Below are 19830 nucleotides of genomic sequence, written 5' to 3'. Positions count from 1 at the left end.
CCTGCTCATCATAGCTCGTATCAAACATTTTATCCGATTCGAGTAGCTGTCATCAGCTTATCTCCACGTCTAACAGTTCGCGGTAATGTTCCCTGTTCATCAGCCTGAAATTGCTCTTGATTTGTGATAATCACAGGTGTTTCAGTCACTAAGCCAGCTTCCTGAATAGCTGCTATATCAAAACTAACCAGTTTCTGACCTACGCTCACTCTGTCTCCTTGAGCCACATGAGCTTCAAAACCTTTTCCGTCGAGATTAACAGTGTCCATACCGATATGCATGAGCAATTCGACACCTTCATCTGACACGATTCCAACAGCATGATTGGTTGGGAAAAGCACTGATACCGTCCCGTTCACAGGGGCCACCAGTTCTCCCTCACTTGGAAGAATGACAACTCCTTGTCCCATCACGCCTTGAGCAAAGACAGGGTCAGTTGCTTGGCTTAATTCTTTGACTTCTCCAGCAAGTGGGCTAGCAATTTCTGCAAAATCTACTTTTGGAGCGGCTTCTTTTGCTTCGTCAATGGCTTCAATTTGCGGTGATTTGACACTTTCATCTTCTGTCTTTGTAAACATGCCTGTCTTGCGGAAGAAGAAAGTCAAAATCATCGGTACTGCAATAGCTACTAACATAATAAGGAAGAATGGAAGCATGTATTTAGCTTGGATAGATAAGATACCTGGAATTCCACCGATTCCGATAACATTGGCTGTTACGTTAAAGGTTACGGATAAGAGACCTGCGATAGAAGAACCAATCATCCCTGCCACAAATGGGTAGACGTACTTCACGTTGACCCCGAAAAGGGCTGGTTCTGTAACACCTAGATAAGCAGAAATCGTTGCTGGCAGAGAAATCTGTGCTTCACGTTCATTATGACGGTTCATCAGATAGTAAGCAAATACAGCTGAACCTTGAGCGATATTGGACAAGGCAATCATTGGCCATAGCGCCGTACCGCCTGTATCTGCAACCAGCTGTGTATCAATGGCATTGGTCATGTGGTGCAGACCAGTGATAACAAACGGAGCATAGAGGGCACCAAATATCGCACCAAAGAGCCATTTAACAGGGCCAGTCAGACCAGCAAGCACCGCTGTTGACAGCCATTGTCCAAGTGTCCAACCAATTGGACCAAGGACTGTATGCGCTAGAATCAAAGCTGGAATCAAGGATAAGAATGGCACAAAAATCATGGACACAACTTCTGGAATGCGTTTGCGCCAGAAGATTTCAAGATAAGATAGCGACAATCCTGCAAGCAGAGCTGGAATAACTTGTGCTTGGTATCCAATTTTTCTAACTGTGAAGAAACCAAAATCCCATACCCAGTTTTTAGCAATTTCTGAAGCTGGCGTACCAGCTACTGCATAAGCGTTAAGTAACTGAGGAGACACCAGACAGATTCCCAAAACGATACCGAGGATTTGGCTGGTTCCCATTTTACGAGAAACAGACCAGACAATACCAACTGGCAAGAAGTGGAAAATCGCTTCACCCGGCAGCCACAAGAATGAGTTTACTCCGCTCCAGAACTGTGATACATCCACAATCGTATTGTAAATCGGAGTACCGTCTTTAGCAAACTGAGCAACACCGTCAACCATTTTTTGACCGAGTGCCTGAATCTGTACACCTTCCAGAATATTGCGGAAACCGAGAATCAGCCCCCCAACGATAATGGCTGGAATAATTGGAGTGAAAATTTCCGCCAGCATTGTCATGACACGTTGTACTGGATTCTGATTGCTTTTGGCAGCGGCTTTAGCTGCTTCTTTTGATACTCCTTCAATCCCTGAAACAGCTGTAAAATCATTGTAGAAAATCGGCACATCATTTCCGATAATGACTTGAAACTGCCCTGCATTTGTAAAAGTTCCCTTTACAGCTGGAATGGCTTCAATTGCTTTTACGTCTGCCTTCTTTTCATCTGCCAATACAAAGCGCATCCGAGTTGCACAATGGCTGACAGCTGAGACATTTTCCTTGCCGCCGATAGCCTCTAATAGGGTCTTGGCGTCTTTTTCAAATTTTCCCATTTTCTGTTTGGCTAGGCTTAACCTAACACTCTCCTTCTTTTTTCATCATTGTACAATTGATTGATACATTTATTGTAAACGATACCAAAGATGTCTGCAAGATGTTTGTAGTAAAAAAGGCTCTTTTTTGGTAAAATTTATTTAGTTGTATGCTAAAAAGAAAACAAGTGAGGATATCATGAAAAAATATGAACAAATTTTTAAACTCTTAGAACAAGATATTCTAAACGAGAAATATCAGATGAATGATTATCTTCCTAGCGAACACGAACTTGTCCAGGCCTACAAGGTCAGCCGTGACACGATTCGTAAATCGCTTGATTTGCTTCAAAAAGCTGGTCTCATTCAAAAAATGAGAGGTCAAGGCTCTAAAGTCATCCAACAAGAACAGATTGACTTTCCCGTTTCCAACCTAACTAGTTACCAAGAACTTGTCCGGCAACATGGAATGAATTCTAAAACCAATGTCATACAGTTAGAAAAAATTACAGTTGATAAAAAATTATCCAGTCTTACTGGTTTTCCTGAATACCGTCTGATGTGGCGGATTATTCGCCAAAGGGTCGTTGACGGGATTGCCTCCGTCTTGGATATTGATTACCTTGATAAGAGTTTTGTCCCTTCTATTAGCCGTGAAATTGCAGAGCATTCAATTTATGCTTATTTAGAAGATGAACTGGGACTGCACATTTCTTACGCCCAAAAAGAAATCACAATTGATCCAGCCACCAATCGCGATAAAATATTGATGAACATTGGAAATGACCACCATGTCGTCTCTGTCAAATCCAAAGTTTATCTTGCAGACGGACAGCAATTTCAGTTTACAGATAGTCGTCATAAACTCGAAAAATTCCGTTTCGTTGACTTTTCCAAACGGCAAAAATGATCATGACCCTTCACAAAATTCACTCTTCAATATTAAAAATAAAGGAAGAATGTCGTTGTCATCAATCTGCTTCCTTTATTTTTAATGTCATTCACATATTTATAAAAAGTAAAGTAAACTTATCAATTTTTGAAAAACGAAAGAAGCTGAGACTATTTCTCAACTTCTTCCTCTTCTTCTACTATTTCAGAAACTTCTACTTTGAGCTTTGTCACACGTCCATTTTTTACCTTATCATTGGTTAAAATGAGCTTTTTGCCCTGACTTTCCACTTCATAACTCAAACGCTCTTTCACGTCGGGTATCGAACCTACGCCCGTCAAATAATAACCCGCAATGGTATCAACGTCATCACTTTCCAGTTCAACTTCAAAATACTCGTTAAAGTCATTCAAACTCATGGTTCCAAGGACGAAATAAATATGGTCAGAAACCTGATACACCTCTACTTCAGCCTTATCTGTTTCATCATCTATCTCACCGACAATTTCTTCCAGTAGGTCTTCCAACGTTACCAGACCAGACATACCACCATATTCATCTAACAATATCGCCATTTGATTTTGCGTATTCCGCAACTCTGTCAGCAAATCATCCACGAAAATCGTTTCTGGCACAAAGAGCGGTTCCTGCAAAATTTTTCGTAGTACAATATTATCAAAACCATTAGTAAACGCCTCATTTAACAGACGTTTGGTGTGAATAAGTCCAATAACATTATCCTTGTCATCATCATAGACTGGGATTCGTGAGAAATTCTGCCTCAAAATACTTTCGATAATTTCCTTGGTATCATCATTGATGTCCACCATAAACGCATCGGTACGCGGCACCATTACCTCACGCGCCACCATCTCATCTAGTGAAAAAATCCCCTGCAGCATTTCAATTTCATCTGCATCCAATGTTTCTTCACTATTGGTCAGCATATACTCAATCTCATCACGTGTCATTTTCTCATCTGCATCATCAAAAGTCATGGGAGTGATTCGACTGAGCAGATTGGTAGAGGCTGATAAAAGCCAAACAAAGGGACTGACAATTTTTCCCAAAAAGATGATAACTGGCGCTGTACGAACCGCTAGGGAATCTTTGAGGTTCAGAGCGATTCTCTTTGGATACAATTCACCAAAAACAATCGAAATATAAGTCAAAATAGCAACAGATAAGAAGCTTGCAATAGCTCTTGCGGTCTCAGAATTTCCCATCCAAGAAGCAATTTCCCGACCGAGTGTATTAGCCAAACTAGCTCCTGACAAAATTGTAATCAAAGTAATTCCAACTTGAATGGTGGATAAAAAGTGATTAGGTTTTTCCAAGACTTTTAACAAACGAATGTATTTTGCATCGCCTTCTTCAGCTTTTTGCTCTACACGAGCGCGATTTAAAGATACCATCGCCATCTCTGCTGCTGAAAAAAAGGCATTTAAAAGTGTTAAGACTAGTAATAGTAAAGCTTGCAGTAACAAGGTCTGACTGCTAGGGTCTTCCATGAATGTTCTCTCCTCATATATAAGTAATCTTAATTATAGCATACTTTTTGACTTCTTGCACAGGGAGTGTTAAAAAGAAAGTTTGAAGGAAGATTGCAAAGAAGAAAATCGATTGTTTAGGCTTCTAAATTTTGCAGAACTGTTTCCAAGCGTGAAATTGCATCAACAGGAAGTGCCGTTTTAGGGTATTTTTGATTAAAGGCAAGCAAGAAGTTCAGCCGTACTTGCATTCTTTCTCTAAGTAATTGTTTGTAGCGAGCATCAAAATTCGGAATCGGATACCCTTCACATTCCATGTATTCGAATCCTTCCAACGGTCCAAATGGTTTAAAATCTGCTTCTTCATCAACAATTTTTTCAATAATACTCAGACTGACCTCTTTTGAAATTCCCCTGCCCATATAAAATCCAGTATTGATGATATAGCAGTCAACACCAGATTCAAAGAGACTACGGAATTTCCGATAATCTTCCACCAAGGGATACACTCTAAATGGATTGGCATAAGGTTCAATCACCAAATCATCATGCTTGCCAATCACATTTTCAGCATTGGAACGCTTGGTCATCAAAGTACAGCCCATCGTAGAAGCCATCAGCGGATCGTTGATTTTGACTAACGGTGGGAGAGAATCATCTTTCATAATCCAGAAAATGGCTTGAATCGGCTCATCAATTCGATCGACCCGATTTGGTGTTGCAAAGCGAGACTTGACTGTCCGACCATTTCCATTTCGAATGTCCTCTGTCACTAATTTTTTTAATCCATTGTCATCCAGTGTCACACCACAATTCTGAACTGTTACAAAAAAGTCCTGCTCCCTATGCCCAATGGGATAGTCATTTGTTTTATCAAAATAGGACGGTTCCAAAGCAATGGAAGACCCATCTTTGACAGAAATAATAAAGGCATCATCATGCAAAACCTTAATATCATATTTTCCATTATGTTTTGCATGTGTCAGCGTGGATTTTCCTGAGCCAGATAACCCAAAGAAGGAGGCTACATAGTCTTTCTTTTCAGCCCCTTCTTGTTTAAAGATTTTCAAACCACCGTGACAAGCTACATATCCATTTCTAGCAGCAGTTGCCCAAGCTAAAGTTAAAGTCGCTTTTTTCAACTCACCAAAGTAATTTAAGCCCAAAATAATGACACAATTGTGCTGAGTATCAAAATAAACCAACCCTTCAGGATAATCTGGATGCTTCCATTTGGGGTCAAAAAAGACAAATATATCATTTTCATCATATTTTTTAGAAACTCTCAAACGATTTTTAAACTCTTCATCCAAAATTTGGAAATTTAAAAGCCAAGAATAGAGATTGTTGATTTCATCTTCAGGAACCATAAGATGAGCACAAACCATGAAGGCTTCATCAAGTCCTACAACTGCATCTGCCTTATAAAATTTTCGATGATGAGCCTGATAAATTGCACTGCGTACTATCGAAAGCAACTTCTCATCTTCCTCACTGTCCCTACCAAAAATCCGTCGAGCTTTAGCCGTTCGACCAACGACTGCTCCAGAATTCGTTAATAAAACGCGAGCATAAGAAGGCAAGCCCAATTCCTTTGTATGAATCACAGGCATATCTAGGACAACTGTTCCAGCAGCTGTAGAAGCTAATTGATAGGCTTCTTCCACTGTTTTTATTGCAACAACCTGATTTTCATAAAAAGCTGTTTCAATTATCGCCTTCAAGGGAGAAAAATAAGAAGAATCTTTTCTTATTTCCTGCGGAGAATATTTACGACGTGTTACCATAAGTGTACCTCCTCTATCTTATTAGTTCTATTTTAGCATAAAAATACACTTATGGTTTTAATAAAACGTATTAGAAAAAAAGGAGTGGAATTCCAAACTAAATTTTTGTTGCATTTAGTTTGCTTCCACTTCCCTATATTCATCATTCTAAAACATTAAGACATAGTCCTTCTGAATGTCTATTCATCTTTCAGACTTTGAAATTATTCAGCGTCCTGCTCTTATTTATTAATAATTCCGTACTCCTCATTTTTCTTTTGCTCCTGTGCAGCTCGATGATTATCATATAAATTCGCTAGGAATTTTGCAATTTCTTTCAAAATAGAATAAATCGGAATCGCTACAATCATCCCAACAATCCCATAAATATTACTTGACAAAAGCAAGAGAACCATAATGGTAATTGGATGCACCTTCATCACGCCACCTACAATCCGTGGATAGAGAATATTTCCGTCAATTTGCTGCACAATTAACATATATATAACTGCAATCACCATTTTTTTCGGATCAGCAATCAGATAAGTGATAACCATCGGAATCAACCCAATGCTTGGACCCACATAAGGAATAAGATTAGCAATCATAGAAAAAATAGCAAATATCAAAGCATATTTCAGACCAATAACACTATAGCCAATGAAAGCCAACGTTCCAATAATAAACGCATCAATCGAAATCCCACTAATATACCGAGCAATCGTTGCATTAAGATTGGTCAATAATTTCGTGATGTTGAGCTTATCCCGCTTCAAAACAGTTCTTTCCAACATGGGCAGTAATTTATCCCCGTCAATTAAGAAATAGACCAAAAAGATCGGCGTCATGATGAGAATCAAAAATGTATTCACTACTGCTGAAACGACACTCCCCAGACTATTGGTGACACTATTTAAAATATTTTGCAAAATATCCACATAAGACAAATTTAACTGCTTAATAATAGACTGGATATTCAGATTTTTAAAGAGAGAGTGCTGCGATAGCTGGTTAATCCAATTTTGCAATTCTCCATAAACATTTTGACTAGAAGAAATCAAACTTGTCAACTGCGTAATCAAAATAGGTAGCAGATAAATAATGCCCAGAGCAATAATCCCAAACAAGAGAACCAAGGTAATCAAAATTCCAAAAATCCGCTTAATTTTCAGCTCTTTCTCCAAAAATTTCACTAAAGGATTCGTCACATAGTACAAAAACCCCGCAATTAGAAAAGGAATTAAAACCGTATTTAAAACGCTCACAAAAGGGGAAATCAAGCCGTCCATTTGCCGCCAGATAAAAAAGATAATGGTTAGTAGTAAGACTTCTGTTGTCCAAAAAAATAACTTACTTTTATGAAACATACTGTTCCTCCTATCAGCTATTCTATCATATTTTCCACTAAAATAGAGTGCTTTTCTTAAAATGGCTTAAATTATTTTAAGAACAGTTCCTTTCGTTTCCCACTATCAAAACTTATTTTTCCATTTATTTTAATTTGTAAACCATTTTCACATGTACTCGTGATTCTAAAATGAAGGGTTCACTAACAGCTTCAAATCCAAATTTCTCATACAAGCCCACCACCTGCTCTTGCGCCTCTATGTGAATCTCTTTTTCAGGCCATTTTTCAGCACAAGTCTCCATAATAGCTTGGACCAACTTACGACCAAGCCCTTAACCGCGAGTAGAAGCCGCTGTTACGACACGTCCAAAATGAATAGTAGTACCCGTTTCAAATACTCTCGCATAAGCGTCTACCTCGCCGGCTTCATTTTCATGAAAAATATGGATCGCTTCTAAATCGTGCTCGTCCAAATCATTATAAACACTATTTTGCTCTACGACAAATGTTTCCAAGCGTAATTTCAAGCATTTATAAAATTCTAAGGTGGTTAATTCCTCAAATGTCTTTTTATACCACATACTTGTTTTCCCTTCTTCTTTATTATATAATAATTGTAAATGCAACTATAAAAGGAGCCTTTTATGGACTATCGTCATCTCTTTCGTCAAATGGGCATAATTTCTCGCCAAGCCATGATGAATATGAATCATGAAGCCAGCCAATACAACCTAGATAATAATCTTTTTCTTATCCTTATCCGCATTGTTGAGCATGAAGGACTGAATCAATCTCAACTTTCTCATATGGTAAAAATTGATAAAACAACACTTAGTCGCTCCCTTAGAAAACTAGAGGAAAAAGGATTTATCACAAAGAAAGTCAACTCTCAAAATAAGAAATTTAAAGAGCTTTTCCCTACGACGAAGGCTTTGCAAATCTACGACCGATTGATTGGATTTGAAACAATCTATATTCAGTCTGTTATGAAAAATCTGACATCTTCCGAGCTCTTTCAACTAGAAGCCATTCTCAATAAAATAGAAAATTCTCAATGAAATCAGTATAACATACATTAGTTGCATTTGCAACTTTGGAATTAAAAAATGACGAGGCTGGGACAAAAGTCCTTAACCTCGTCAGATTTTTATGAGTTTCTTGCAAGCCGCAGTGGTTGAGTGGGTGGGACGACAAAATCAAATTTCTCCGAAATTACCGATTTTTGTCCCACTCCCTTTTGATTATTTTGTTTCAAATCCTTCTGCAACTGCTTGTGCAAAATGTTCTTCAACGATTTCTGCACAGTGGTCACAAACAATTGCATGATAGCTGCGTTCTTTGACTGTTTCATCTACCCGACGGCAACGCTCACAAACTTGTCCCTCTGCATGCTCAACTGTAAAGGCTACATCCTCGAAAGCAATAGCATTTTCAGGAGCTTCCCCGTCTGCGATTGTTAATTTAGAAACAATGAGAAGTTGCGCAACATCGCTATTAACCGCTTCAAGTAGCGTTCTCACGACTTCATTTGGATAAACAGTCAAGTGAGCTTCCAAGGATTTTCCAATCACTTTTTCGTTACGTGCTTCTTCCAAAGCTTTTTGCGCTTGACTGCGGAAGTTCATAAAGGCTGTCCACGTATCCAAGATTTCTTCCTCATTAGGAAAAGTCAACGCATCTGGCAGTTCCGCTAATTGAACAAATTCTTCTGGCTCATGTTCTAAGTAAGACCAGATTTCCTCTGCTGTATGTGGAAGAATAGGGGTCAATAATTTTGTAATGTTTACTAGAATATCATAAAAGACGGTTTGCATTTGACGACGTTCTAATGATTTAGCTGCTTCAATGTAAACAACATCTTTTGCAAAATCAAGATAGAAAGCTGATAAATCAACTGTCACAAAGTTTACAATCGCTTTGTAAATATCTAAAAATTCAAAGTCCGCATAAGCCTCACGAATCGTCTTGACAAGTTGATTAAATCGAACGGTCATATACTTATCAACAGAGCGAAGGTCATCATAAGCAACAGTATCTTCTTTCGGATTGAAGTCAGATGTATTGGCAATCAAGAAACGGAGGGTATTCCGAATCTTACGGTAAGTTTCAGAAACTTGGCTCAAAATATCCATAGAGATACGAACGTCGTTACTGGAGTCTACACTCGTTACCCAAAGCCGCAAGATTTCCGCACCAAATTGTTTTTCAACATCACTTGGAGCAATCGTGTTGCCAAGAGACTTCGACATTTTCTCGCCTTTACCGTCCAAAGCAAACCCTTGTGAAAGAATTTGTTTATAAGGAGCTACACCATGGTTGGCAACCGATGTGATAAGCGATGAGTTGAACCAACCACGATACTGGTCTGACCCTTCAAGATAAAGGTCAGCAGGATAAGTCAATTCAGGACGATTGACCACCACACCATTCCAAGAAGAACCAGAATCAAACCACACGTCCATGATGTCCGTTTCTTTAGTGAATGTACCATTTGGTGACCCTGGATGAGTAAATCCTTCTGGCAGCAAATCTTTCGCTTCTCGTTGCCACCAAATGATAGAGCCATGTTCCGCAAAGAGCTCAGCCACATGCTCAATTGTTTTCTCAGTCATAATCGCTGTGCCGTCCTCTGCATAGAAGATTGGGAGTGGCACTCCCCAAGCCCGCTGACGTGAAATGACCCAATCTCCACGGTCACGAATCATATTGTAAAGACGAACCTTGCCCCATTCCGAATGGAACTTCACTTTTTCAATTTCGTCCAAAATTTCTTGACGGAATTTTGAAACTGAAGCAAACCATTGCGGTACTGCACGCCAAATAATTGGCTTTTTCGTCCGCCAGTCAAATGGGTAGGAGTGAGAAATTTCTTCTTGCGCAAGGAGAAGTTGACCTAACTTTTCAATTACTGTAGGAACTACCTTGTCATAAAATTGCCCTGCAAAATCTGAACCAGCATTTTCCATCATGATACCACGTTCATTAACTGTAACGGCTACTTCTAAGCCATTTGCAATCCCAACATTGTAGTCGTCCTCACCAAAACCAGGAGCTGTATGGACAATCCCTGTACCTGAATCTAGTGTAACGTGGTCACCAAGAATCACCAATTCATCCACTTCCTCATCCCACGGGTGCTCTGTCACGATATGGTTCAGTTCAGCACCGCGATGAGTTGCCAAGACCTCCACATCTTCCCAGCCAAATTTTTCAGACAAGCTATTGAGCAAGTCAGCAGCAACGACAAATTTACGGCTTTCCCCAGCTGGTTTTACCACAACATAATCAAAGTCAGCACCTACTGTCAAACCGCGAGAAGCCGTAATAGTAAATGGTGTTGTCGTCCAAACTACAATATAAGTATCTGTATCTAGCACATTTTTGCCGTCTTTTACCTTATTTGCATAGTAAAGAGAGGTTGAAACCAAATCATGATACTCAATTTCTGCCTCTGCAAGAGCTGATTCAGATGACCATGACCAATAAACAGGCTTCGCACCGCGGTAGATATACCCCTTTTTCGCCATTTCTCCAAATACGCGAATTTGAGCAGCTTCATAATCCGGAGTCAACGTCACATACGGATGCTCCCAATCACCAGAAACACCTAAGCGTTTGAAATCTTTCCGTTGCTTGTCTACTTGGCTGAGTGCGTAATCTCGACAAAGTTTTAAATACTCTGCCAAATCCATTTCTTTTCGCTTCACACCTTGCTTTGCCAGAACTTGCTCAATCGGAAGACCATGAGTATCCCAGCCTGGAATGTAAGGCGCATAATAGCCAGACATAGATTTTGAACGCACAATAATATCTTTTGAAATCTTATTCATGGCATGACCAACGTGAATATTTCCATTAGCATAAGGAGGGCCATCGTGAAGTGTAAAGTGTGGTTTACCTTCATTCAATTCTTGACGACGTTGATACAACTTTGCATCTTCCCACTCTTTTTGCCAAAGAGGTTCTTTATTCGGCAAACCAGCACGCATTGGAAAAGCTGTTTTTCCAAGATTAAGAGTTTCTTTTAATTTCATAAGTTCTCCTTTTTCATATTAGTAACAAATTAAAATAAAAAAACCACAAATTCATCCAAAGGACGAAAATTCGTGGTACCACCTTCATTTAGACAAGAATAAGATTCCTATCCCTCTTACTCGTAACGTGAGTTAAGCGTTAAATCTTACTGTTTTCAGATTTAAGTTTGCAAAATGATAATCCTAACAAAAGGAATTACAGGTCTCTCACCGTCACCTGCTCGCTGCGAATATTTTGTTAGCATCTTGTTTTTACATTCTCTTATAAAATATCTACAGATTCTGTTGAAGTAGCTTCTGAGTTATCTGTTGAAGTCTCAGCATTTGTCAGATTTAATCCTAAGACAGACTCATCTAATGTTTCAAACGCTTGTGTTTCGGCTAATTCACGATTTGCTTCTTCAATGCGTCTTTGTAATTCTTCCATTTCCTCTGGAGAGAACTGACGCGTCACATCCACTTCATCTTCTTCTGGAGTCGTTACGACTTCACCCAAAGCAGACTGAACAACTTCTTTAAAGGCTTCATCACTAGTCTGCAAGTAAGTAGCTGTTGGGCGAAGAATATCTTCCCATTCTGAAGAATTCACAATGCTTAATTGACTTTCAATGGTTGATTTTAAACGTTGGTGGAAAACACGCGTTTTATTTTTCAACTCTTCTGTTTCAACAGCCACTTTCTTAGCATTATCAGTCGCTTGACGAAGAATTTCATTAGCCTTGTATTTTGCCTCATCCAACAAATGTTGGGCTTCTTGCTCAGCCTTATGAACAATGTTTTCAGAACGGTCATTTGCCGCTTGTTTTACACGTTCTGCCGTATCTTGTGCAATCAATACAGATTGGCTAAGGGAATCCTTCATCTCGTCAAAATAGGTCAAACGTTCTTCCAGATTTTTAATTTTTGACTCTTGCTCATGATTGACACGAACTAAATCTTCGTAATCTTGGACAATGATATCAAGAAATTCATCTACTTCATCAACATCATATCCTCTAAATTTGTGAGCAAAAGCTTTATCTTTAATTTCTAACGATGTAATAGCCATATTTTCTCCTTACTTACTAGACAATAATTCAACAGTTAACTTATACTTCCCATTTTTTGAAAAGCCATTTTCTCTTAAAACTTTTACTCTCCCATATCCTCGTACACTAATTAAGTCATTCAATAACAAATGATGACTGGGATTATCCAGCATGGAATAGTTTACCTTAACTTGCTTTGTTGCTATCAGCCGAGCGGCAATGCTTCGTGACAAATGAAATGAGGCAGCTACCACTTTATCCAAACGCATACTAGAGACAAGCACATCTCTTAGCTTTGAATCAGTTTGAGCGATAATTTGTTGTGAAAAATCCACTTGCTTCAATTTTACAGGTGTCTTTGCTATCCTTGAGATATGATCGATGAAAAATTGAGTGAATTTCTTATCTACCATAATTTGTGCTCTACCTGAAGCTACAAGAATATCACCAAACACTTTACGTTCAATCCCTAATTGATTCAATAACGTTCCCATTATTTGCGAATGGGTTAAGTGGTGAAATTTATTCGCATAGCTGATTTCTAACAGATCCATTTCAAAATCATTTAATTGCAACTCATAGTAGAGAGGAGCAATAATGACTTTAGCAAATTCACTCGTATAATAATCCGAACTTGAAAATATTTGCAATTGTAAGCGATTCCCAAGATTTCGCAAAACTTCAACTTGATGTGGATTTACAAATGAAGTCACTTCAAAAGAATAAGAATCTTCAACTCGCTGCATCTGTTCTAAACTTTTATCAACAAATTCACGTTCTTCTTCTGCAAAATGTTGATATAAATGTTTGCTATTCTTCATGAATTTAAGCTAAAAGCAAAAGGGCATTCAAAATGATGCCAGAAACAAAATTCAGAAGAAAGATAACAACAAGAACCGTCCAATCAATCCCAGCAAATTGTAGGTTGAAACGTTGAAATGGTTTTAAAACAGGCTCTACTATCCGCAGAATCAATTGACCAAGTGATGTTTGATAGGCACCCGGAAACCAAGATAAGAGAGCATACACCACTAAAATAAATGAATACACTCTTACCAAATTATAAAGTATATTTACAATCCAAACCATGTTTTTATCTACGTTTCATATCAAAATCAAATTCGCCACTTTGCAAATCATCAGGCAATTTTAAATCCTCAACATTTACAATAACATTGATTGGTGTTAAAAGGTACATTGTACTTGCAACTTTTTTTATATTTCCTGCAAGCACATAACGAGCACCATCCAAATAGTCCAAACAACGACGAGCTTGCACTTCTGTCATATATTGAAAATCAATCAAAATACTTTCATTAACAATTAACAAATCAACAATTTCAGTTGTTTCTTCATATTTTCTTGGGTAACGAACATTGATGGTCACTTTGTCATCTGAAATCGTGCGATGTTGTGCCAATTCTTGCTGGCGCGCATGAAGACGAGTGATGTTTTCATTTGCTCCTGACCTTGTAGAAGATTGTACAGAACTACTCGCTGTGTGTACTGTTCTTTCTTTAGTAGGTGTTACAGATTGACTACTCGCACGTAGTGGTAGCTCAGGCGTTTGAACGCCAGCATCTTCACCATCTTCCGTAAAGTAATCAATGAATTTATCAAATCTATCTTTAAGAGACATAATACTTTCCTATTTAAAAAATGCGGTACCAATTCTGACAAAAGTCGAACCATTTGCAATAGCTATTGCATAATCACGGCTCATTCCCATACTTAAATCAGTAAAAGGCATATTAGGTAACTGTTTACGTTGTAATCTTTGCTGTAATTGATAGGCTTGTTGGAAAATGACATTTAATTCCGCTTCATCTGCTTCAATCGGTGCCATTGTCATCAAACCTACAATCTGGATGTTTTCAAGTTTTTCTAGCTCAGGTAAAATAGTATCAATTTCCTCTATAGCAAAACCATGTTTACTGGCTTCTTTGGAAATATTTACTTGTAAAAAGCATTTAATGATATGTTCAGCTCTTTTATTGATTTCTTGAGCTAATTTTACGGAATCTAAGGCATGGAAATAATCAACATAATTGATGACGTCTTTCACTTTCCGCCTTTGAAGTGTACCAATTAAGTGCCAAGTTACACGTTCATCTTTCAGAGCCTGATATTTCTCTAGAAATTTATCAACTCGATTTTCACCGATATGATGAATTCCTGCTTTAACTAGCTCTTTAGCAGTAGAGCTGTCAACATATTTGGTGACAGCTATTACTTCTACTGAATTTTTTGAGCGATTAGCTTTTTGAGTAGCTTGCGCTACATTTTCCAAAACTTGATATGTATTCTTTTCTAAATCCATTTTAACGGTTTTTAAAGAAAGGTGGTGTTTCTAATTCATCGTCATCAGAACTAGTGTCTTCATAACGCTCTACAGCTGGTGCAGCACTCGCATCTGTTGAGCGAACAATATTTTCACGACGCAAATCCCAATCACCAAATGCTGAAGCCTGTGGCGCTTCTGTCCGTTGACGACTTGGCTTTGGAACTTCAAGATTTTCAGTCAAATCAAAGTTACGGTCATAACCTTGGCTTCCTCTAGAATTACGATTTTCACGAGTTCCAGCTGCATAAGAATTTTGTTGAGCAACTGGACGAACACCACTTACTCGATCAATTTTTTCTTGACGAACACCCGTTGCAACAACTGTCACACGAATTTCATCTTTCATGCTGTCGTCAATAGAAGTACCTAACCAAATATTAACACCATGACCTGCTGCTTGATTGACGATTTCTGATGCTTCTTCTGCTTCAATCAAGGTCATATCAAGACCACCTGTAACGTTGATAATGACATCTTCAGCTCCATCAATCGTTGTTTCAAGAAGCGGTGAATAGATAGCCTTACGTGCAGCTTCAATAACACGTTCTTCGCCACTACCAATACCGATTCCCATAAGAGCATCACCTTTATTTGCCATAACGGTTTTTACATCAGCAAAGTCAAGGTTAATAAGTCCTGGGCTTGTAATCAAGTCCGTAATTCCTTGTACACCTTGACGAAGGACATTGTCTGCTTCGCTCAATGCTTCAAGAAGAGGAGTTTTCTTATCAACAATTTCAAGTAAATTATTGTTTGAAATGATAAGAAGTGTGTCTACATGCTCACGAAGTTCATTAATTCCTTCAATCGCAAAGTTACCACGCTTACTTCCTTCAAAGCCAAACGGACGAGTAACAACTGCAACAGTTAAGGCACCAAGACCTTTTGCAATACGAGCAATAACTGGTGCAGCACCTGTACCAGAGCCACCACCCATACCAGCAGTAATAAAGACCATATCAGCTCCCGTAAGAGCTTCTGTCAACACTTCTTCGCTTTCTTCAGCCGCTTTACGACCGATTTCAGGCTGTCCTCCAGCACCTAGGCCGCGAGTCAACTTTGGTCCAAGCTGAATAACTGTTTCTGCTTTTGAGCCACTCAGAGCTTGCACATCTGTATTGGCAGCGATAAATTCAACGCCTGATACTCCTTCATCAATCATGCGGTTAATGGCATTACCACCACCACCACCGATACCAATAACTTTAATTACTGCTCCCTGTGCCGCAGCTGTATCAAATGAAAATGTCATAATGTATTACCTTCTCCTTTAATCAAACATATTGCCAAGTAGATTTCGAACACGATCTGTCAATTTTTCTTTTGGTTGTTGAGATTGTGTCGGAAGTGGTTCGGGACGTTCAACTTCTTCTGCTGGTTCAGCAATCGGAGTCACAGTTGTTTGTTGCGGCTGAGTAAAGCGCTGCAACGGATTGAACGACTGAGTTTGTTGAGTCGGACGAGAAAATTCAACCGGTTGATGACGCAGAAGTTCATCACCGTGAACGGCAGCTTGTGCTAAAACATCCACTTCAGACAGATTTCCAGCATATTCTGATAAGCTAATGACATGAGCAAAAGCTGGATTACGAATACCGATTTGATTTGGTACATATAGTTTAACAGGAACACCGAAAACTTCTTGCGCCAATTCCACCACACCTGGTAAAATTGCACCACCACCAATAATAACAAGTCCACCTGGAAGTTCTAATAAGTGTCTTCTTTCTAAATCTTGCTTGATTTGTTCAAAGATATGCTTAACACGTGCTGAAATAATTTCTGCTAAATAGCGCTCTGTTACTTCAACTGGCTCCACTTCTCCAATCACTTCCACTTGGAATGACTCATTGCTAGCAGCCGGTACATAAGCCTCTCCGTAATTAAACTTCAAACTTTCGGCAAGTTTTTTAGAAGTTTTTAAAACTTTTGAGATGTCTTTTGTGACGTATTCGCCACCTTCTTGATAGATATTAGTGAATTGCAATTCTTGGTTGCGGACAGAAGCAACTGTTGTCTGTCCTCCACCCATATCAATAACAGTTGCACCAAATTCACGTTCGCCTTCATTTAGAACAGATTTGGTCATAGCAAGCGGAGAGATGATAATATTTTCAACTTGAACTCCTGCACGCTCAACTGTTTTTCGTAAATTGTGAAGAATGGTACGTGGTCCTGTGTAGAGAAGTCCACGCATTTCTAAACGAATGCCCATCATTCCACGAGGATCACGAATTCCTTGGAAGCCATCTACGATGAATTCCTCTGGAATAAAGGTAATAACTTCACGATCTGGAGTCATACTTTTTGTCAAAGCAGATCTCACAACGTTTTCAACATCTGTATCTGTAATTTCTTTTGTTTCACTTGTCACAGGAATCATACCTTGTGTTGCTTCAATCTGCAACAGGTTAGCAGGCAAACCAACATTCACCAACTTAATGGAAATTCCTGCTTTTTCTTCTGCTTGTGAAATTGCTGATTTTATAGCACTTGCTGCTGCTTCGATATCTACAATGATACCATCTTTTACGCCAGCACTTTTTGCATTACTAACTCCGATTACGTTTAATTCATTGTTTACATGTTCTGCTACCAAGACCTTAATGGAGCTTGTTCCGATATCTAATCCTGTAAAAAAGCCATCTCTAGCCATTAGACCATTCCTCTCTATCTACCAAGTTTCTCACTTATCAATTTAACTATCAAAAAAGTATAGTTATTCAAAGCATATTATAACATAAAAAAATAAAAATTGGGTAGATTTTCTGCATTATTTTAGCTATTTCTATAACTAAATATTCCCGCTTCCATATCCACAACGCTTGTTTCCGTCAATTGTGGTTTAATTTTTTCATAATAAGGTAGTTTTTTAGCTACTTCTGACAAAGGAACTAAGATTTTATTTCCATCTGTCATAGTGATTGTCAGCAAATCCTCAGTCGCTTTACTCGGTGTATGCTGAACCGTTTGAATTTCTGATTTGATTGTATTAGAAATACCTGATAATTGTTGCACAAATTTCTTAAGCATTGCTTTATCTGAAAAATCAAGTGTTATATAACTTTTTGGCAACTGTGATTTTTTAACTGGAGTAGCAATTTCTTCTCCACTAGATAATACTGGGAAATACTGCTCCCCAGAATAATCATAAGCAACAACCGTGTATTCTGTTACTTTTATTTTAAATGTAATTGGAAATTGGTAACTTATCTCTGCTTTTTTCACCCATAGACTTGACAATTTAATATTTCTAGCATGTGCCTTTTGACTTAAATATGTCGTCAAGGTGTAATCCTCTTTTTGAATACTAGAAGCATCCAGCACCTCTGTTTTTGAAAGCTGTTTATTGCCCGTCACCTCTATATTCTTTAATTTTGAATAGGGGCTTATAAAATAAACAGCTAAAATTAACAAAATAGAACTTAGAATCAATACTGGCAAAGCACGGTAGATATGGCGAGAAGCGATTTTTTCTCTTGTCTCTTTTGCTTCCTGCTTAGCTTGTTTGCGTTCTGCTTTCTTCTTTTTTCTCAAGTCTGTTTTATCAAGAGGCTCATCTTGTTCTTCCTCAGAAGTTTCTGTCTCGGTAGGCTTTTCTGCCTCCTCTGACTCGTTCTCTTGAGTATCCGCTGTCACTTCTTCTGTATTTTCATCATTCTTTTCGACATTCTCTTTTTCAGAACTTGGCAAATGCTGCTTTTTTTGCTCTGCTAGTTCTTTCTCTTTTTCAGCTTCTTCTTGAGCCTTTTTTTCAAGGTATTCCTTGTTTCTTTTTTGCCACTCAGAAAGTTTTTCTGTTTCTTGCTCTTTCTGATCCTCTTGCTTCTTTTTTGTCATTTTCTTCCTTTGTCCATGTCATTTTTTAAAAGGTTATAAAATTCATCTAACGATTTTATTTCGTGGGACTGTTTCATGTTTTCTTCATAAAATGCTTTCTGTTCAAGCAACTCTGCAATCATTTTTTGAAGATTTTCTAAATTCAGTTGAGGCTCATCTAATTTTTTAGCATAGCCTTTTTTTACAAAATAATCCGCATTTTCAATCTGATCGCCGCGACTTGCTTCGCGTCCCAAAGGAACAATTACATGGAGTTTTGCCATAGCCAACAATTCAAAAATAGTATTAGAACCGCCACGTGTGATAACGATATCCGCCAAGTCCATCAACGATTGATAAAGGTCAGTCACATAAGCAACCCGGTAGAGATGACTTGATAATTCGTCTAAACTAGCATCGCCTGATAAATTGATAATATTATAATGCTGAGTTAGCTCTACTTTATTTGCCGTTACAAAATCATTAAAAACCTTTGCTCCCGCTGATCCACCAACAAACAGAAGTGTCGGAAGGTTTTCATCAAAATGCTGCCGAATCGCTTGAATCTGCTCATTTGGAGTAGTTGTTTTTTCTCCTACTTTTGTCACAGCTCCCACATGCTCAATTTTTGTCAACGCATGGGCTTGTTCAAAAGTAGAATACATTTTTATCGCACATTTGTAAGCAATTTTATTTGCTAGACCAATAGAGAGGTCTGATTCATGTACATAAACTGGAATCCCAGCTAAGCGAGCTGCAATGACAGGAGGAACTGATACAAAACCACCTTTAGAAAAGAGAGCTTGCGGACGAACCTTTAACATAATTCCTAAAGATTGCAAAATGCCCCAAGCCACTTTGAATACATCTAACATATTTTGCCAAGAAAAGTAACGTCGTAATTTCCCCGTCGCTATAGAATGAAAAGCGATGTCCAACCCCGACTTCTGGATTTCTTGGTATTCAATCCCATGCTTATCACCAATATAGTGGACTTGCCATCCTGCTTCTAGGAATTTTGGAATGAGCAAAAGGTTTAGAGTCACATGACCAACCGTCCCTCCACCTGTAAATACAATCTTTTTCAT

At 38.5% G+C, this 19830-nt stretch carries 14 protein-coding genes and 5 pseudogenes; 2 read left to right on the top strand and 17 right to left on the bottom strand.

What is annotated here, in order from left to right; genetic code table 11:
* Positions 1-29 precede the first annotated feature (29 nt).
* Positions 30-2042: a PTS system trehalose-specific EIIBC component gene (gene treP, locus EHW89_RS02235; protein ID WP_126466554.1), complete on the bottom strand. Its 2013-nt coding sequence runs from the start codon at positions 2040-2042 to the stop codon at positions 30-32.
* A 178-nt stretch (positions 2043-2220) separates the two neighbouring features.
* Here treP and treR point away from each other — a divergent pair, with 178 nt between their 5' ends.
* Positions 2221-2931, top strand: coding sequence for a trehalose operon repressor (gene treR / locus EHW89_RS02230; RefSeq protein WP_126466553.1), 711 nt, complete (start codon positions 2221-2223; stop codon positions 2929-2931).
* 152 nt (positions 2932-3083) lie between these two features.
* On the opposite strand, the gene EHW89_RS02225 is transcribed toward treR, so the two are convergent.
* The 4 genes and pseudogenes from EHW89_RS02225 to EHW89_RS02210 form a co-directional block, all read right to left on the bottom strand.
* The gene (locus tag EHW89_RS02225; RefSeq protein WP_049507515.1) at positions 3084-4424 is read right to left on the bottom strand and encodes a hemolysin family protein; all 1341 of its coding nucleotides are present in this window, start codon (positions 4422-4424) and stop codon (positions 3084-3086) included.
* Between the two features lie 116 nt (positions 4425-4540).
* Positions 4541-6190 carry a phosphoenolpyruvate carboxykinase (ATP) gene (locus EHW89_RS02220; RefSeq protein ID WP_126466552.1) on the bottom strand — a complete coding sequence of 550 codons (1650 nt, stop codon included), beginning with the start codon at positions 6188-6190 and terminating at the stop codon, positions 4541-4543.
* Between the two features lie 221 nt (positions 6191-6411).
* Positions 6412-7536, bottom strand: a complete 1125-nt coding sequence (locus EHW89_RS02215; RefSeq protein WP_106384591.1) for an AI-2E family transporter — start codon at positions 7534-7536, stop codon at positions 6412-6414.
* A 124-nt stretch (positions 7537-7660) separates the two neighbouring features.
* Positions 7661-8098, bottom strand: a pseudogene (locus tag EHW89_RS02210) (GNAT family N-acetyltransferase).
* 63 nt (positions 8099-8161) lie between these two features.
* On the opposite strand from EHW89_RS02210, the gene EHW89_RS02205 reads away from it, so the two are divergent.
* A complete protein-coding gene (locus tag EHW89_RS02205) occupies positions 8162-8575 on the top strand; it encodes a MarR family winged helix-turn-helix transcriptional regulator (protein ID WP_126466551.1) in 414 nt (137 codons plus the stop codon).
* Positions 8576-8758: 183 nt separating this feature from the next.
* On the opposite strand, the gene ileS is transcribed toward EHW89_RS02205, so the two are convergent.
* The 12 genes and pseudogenes from ileS to EHW89_RS02155 all read right to left on the bottom strand — a co-directional run bounded on the left by ileS (position 8759) and on the right by EHW89_RS02155 (position 19830).
* On the bottom strand, positions 8759-11551 hold the full coding sequence (gene ileS / locus EHW89_RS02200) for an isoleucine--tRNA ligase (RefSeq protein WP_126466550.1): 2793 nt from the start codon (positions 11549-11551) through the stop codon (positions 8759-8761).
* 262 nt (positions 11552-11813) lie between these two features.
* Positions 11814-12599 carry a DivIVA domain-containing protein gene (locus tag EHW89_RS02195; protein ID WP_003025689.1) on the bottom strand — a complete coding sequence of 262 codons (786 nt, stop codon included), beginning with the start codon at positions 12597-12599 and terminating at the stop codon, positions 11814-11816.
* A 9-nt stretch (positions 12600-12608) separates the two neighbouring features.
* The gene (locus EHW89_RS02190) at positions 12609-13400 is read right to left on the bottom strand and encodes a YlmH family RNA-binding protein (protein ID WP_126466549.1); all 792 of its coding nucleotides are present in this window, start codon (positions 13398-13400) and stop codon (positions 12609-12611) included.
* Positions 13401-13404: 4 nt separating this feature from the next.
* The gene (locus tag EHW89_RS02185) at positions 13405-13668 is read right to left on the bottom strand and encodes a YggT family protein (RefSeq protein WP_003025694.1); all 264 of its coding nucleotides are present in this window, start codon (positions 13666-13668) and stop codon (positions 13405-13407) included.
* A 4-nt stretch (positions 13669-13672) separates the two neighbouring features.
* Positions 13673-14038: pseudogene (locus EHW89_RS02180) on the bottom strand (cell division protein SepF); the annotation flags it as partial.
* A gap of 96 nt (positions 14039-14134) precedes the next feature.
* A pseudogene (locus EHW89_RS09655) lies at positions 14135-14218 on the bottom strand (cell division protein SepF); the annotation flags it as partial.
* Between the two features lie 9 nt (positions 14219-14227).
* Positions 14228-14899, bottom strand: coding sequence for a YggS family pyridoxal phosphate-dependent enzyme (locus tag EHW89_RS02175; protein WP_022526343.1), 672 nt, complete (start codon positions 14897-14899; stop codon positions 14228-14230).
* Between the two features lies 1 nt (position 14900).
* Complete coding sequence (gene ftsZ / locus EHW89_RS02170; RefSeq protein WP_003025701.1) at positions 14901-16175, bottom strand: cell division protein FtsZ; 1275 nt, start codon at positions 16173-16175, stop codon at positions 14901-14903.
* Between the two features lie 18 nt (positions 16176-16193).
* Positions 16194-16394 (bottom strand): annotated as a pseudogene (locus tag EHW89_RS09650) (cell division protein FtsA C-terminal domain-containing protein); the annotation flags it as partial.
* Positions 16373-17579, bottom strand: a pseudogene (ftsA, locus tag EHW89_RS02165) (cell division protein FtsA); the annotation flags it as partial. The pseudogenes ftsA and EHW89_RS09650, both read right to left, overlap by 22 nt.
* A 122-nt stretch (positions 17580-17701) precedes the next feature.
* Positions 17702-18763, bottom strand: a complete 1062-nt coding sequence (locus EHW89_RS02160) for a cell division protein FtsQ/DivIB (protein ID WP_126466546.1) — start codon at positions 18761-18763, stop codon at positions 17702-17704.
* Positions 18760-19830, bottom strand: coding sequence for a UDP-N-acetylglucosamine--N-acetylmuramyl-(pentapeptide) pyrophosphoryl-undecaprenol N-acetylglucosamine transferase (locus EHW89_RS02155; RefSeq protein ID WP_126466545.1), 1071 nt, complete (start codon positions 19828-19830; stop codon positions 18760-18762). Before EHW89_RS02155 ends, EHW89_RS02160 begins: the two co-directional genes overlap by 4 nt.

Origin of the sequence: Streptococcus periodonticum (assembly GCF_003963555.1) — a bacterium.
In the GTDB taxonomy this organism is placed as follows: domain Bacteria; phylum Bacillota; class Bacilli; order Lactobacillales; family Streptococcaceae; genus Streptococcus; species Streptococcus anginosus.
Note: the sequence above shows the minus strand (reverse complement) of the source record. Positions and strands in the feature narration are given on the sequence as shown.

What these genes read in the sequence shown, in the direction of transcription:
- treP (WP_126466554.1), bottom strand. Translation starts at nt 2,042, where the DNA reads ATGGGAAAATTTGAAAAAGACGCCAAGACCCTATTAGAGGCTATCGGC.
- treR (WP_126466553.1), top strand. Translation starts at nt 2,221, where the DNA reads ATGAAAAAATATGAACAAATTTTTAAACTCTTAGAACAAGATATTCTA.
- EHW89_RS02225 (WP_049507515.1), bottom strand. Translation starts at nt 4,424, where the DNA reads ATGGAAGACCCTAGCAGTCAGACCTTGTTACTGCAAGCTTTACTATTA.
- EHW89_RS02220 (WP_126466552.1), bottom strand. Translation starts at nt 6,190, where the DNA reads ATGGTAACACGTCGTAAATATTCTCCGCAGGAAATAAGAAAAGATTCT.
- EHW89_RS02215 (WP_106384591.1), bottom strand. Translation starts at nt 7,536, where the DNA reads ATGTTTCATAAAAGTAAGTTATTTTTTTGGACAACAGAAGTCTTACTA.
- EHW89_RS02205 (WP_126466551.1), top strand. Translation starts at nt 8,162, where the DNA reads ATGGACTATCGTCATCTCTTTCGTCAAATGGGCATAATTTCTCGCCAA.
- ileS (WP_126466550.1), bottom strand. Translation starts at nt 11,551, where the DNA reads ATGAAATTAAAAGAAACTCTTAATCTTGGAAAAACAGCTTTTCCAATG.
- EHW89_RS02195 (WP_003025689.1), bottom strand. Translation starts at nt 12,599, where the DNA reads ATGGCTATTACATCGTTAGAAATTAAAGATAAAGCTTTTGCTCACAAA.
- EHW89_RS02190 (WP_126466549.1), bottom strand. Translation starts at nt 13,400, where the DNA reads ATGAAGAATAGCAAACATTTATATCAACATTTTGCAGAAGAAGAACGT.
- EHW89_RS02185 (WP_003025694.1), bottom strand. Translation starts at nt 13,668, where the DNA reads ATGGTTTGGATTGTAAATATACTTTATAATTTGGTAAGAGTGTATTCA.
- EHW89_RS02175 (WP_022526343.1), bottom strand. Translation starts at nt 14,899, where the DNA reads ATGGATTTAGAAAAGAATACATATCAAGTTTTGGAAAATGTAGCGCAA.
- ftsZ (WP_003025701.1), bottom strand. Translation starts at nt 16,175, where the DNA reads ATGACATTTTCATTTGATACAGCTGCGGCACAGGGAGCAGTAATTAAA.
- EHW89_RS02160 (WP_126466546.1), bottom strand. Translation starts at nt 18,763, where the DNA reads ATGACAAAAAAGAAGCAAGAGGATCAGAAAGAGCAAGAAACAGAAAAA.
- EHW89_RS02155 (WP_126466545.1), bottom strand. Translation starts at nt 19,830, where the DNA reads ATGAAAAAGATTGTATTTACAGGTGGAGGGACGGTTGGTCATGTGACT.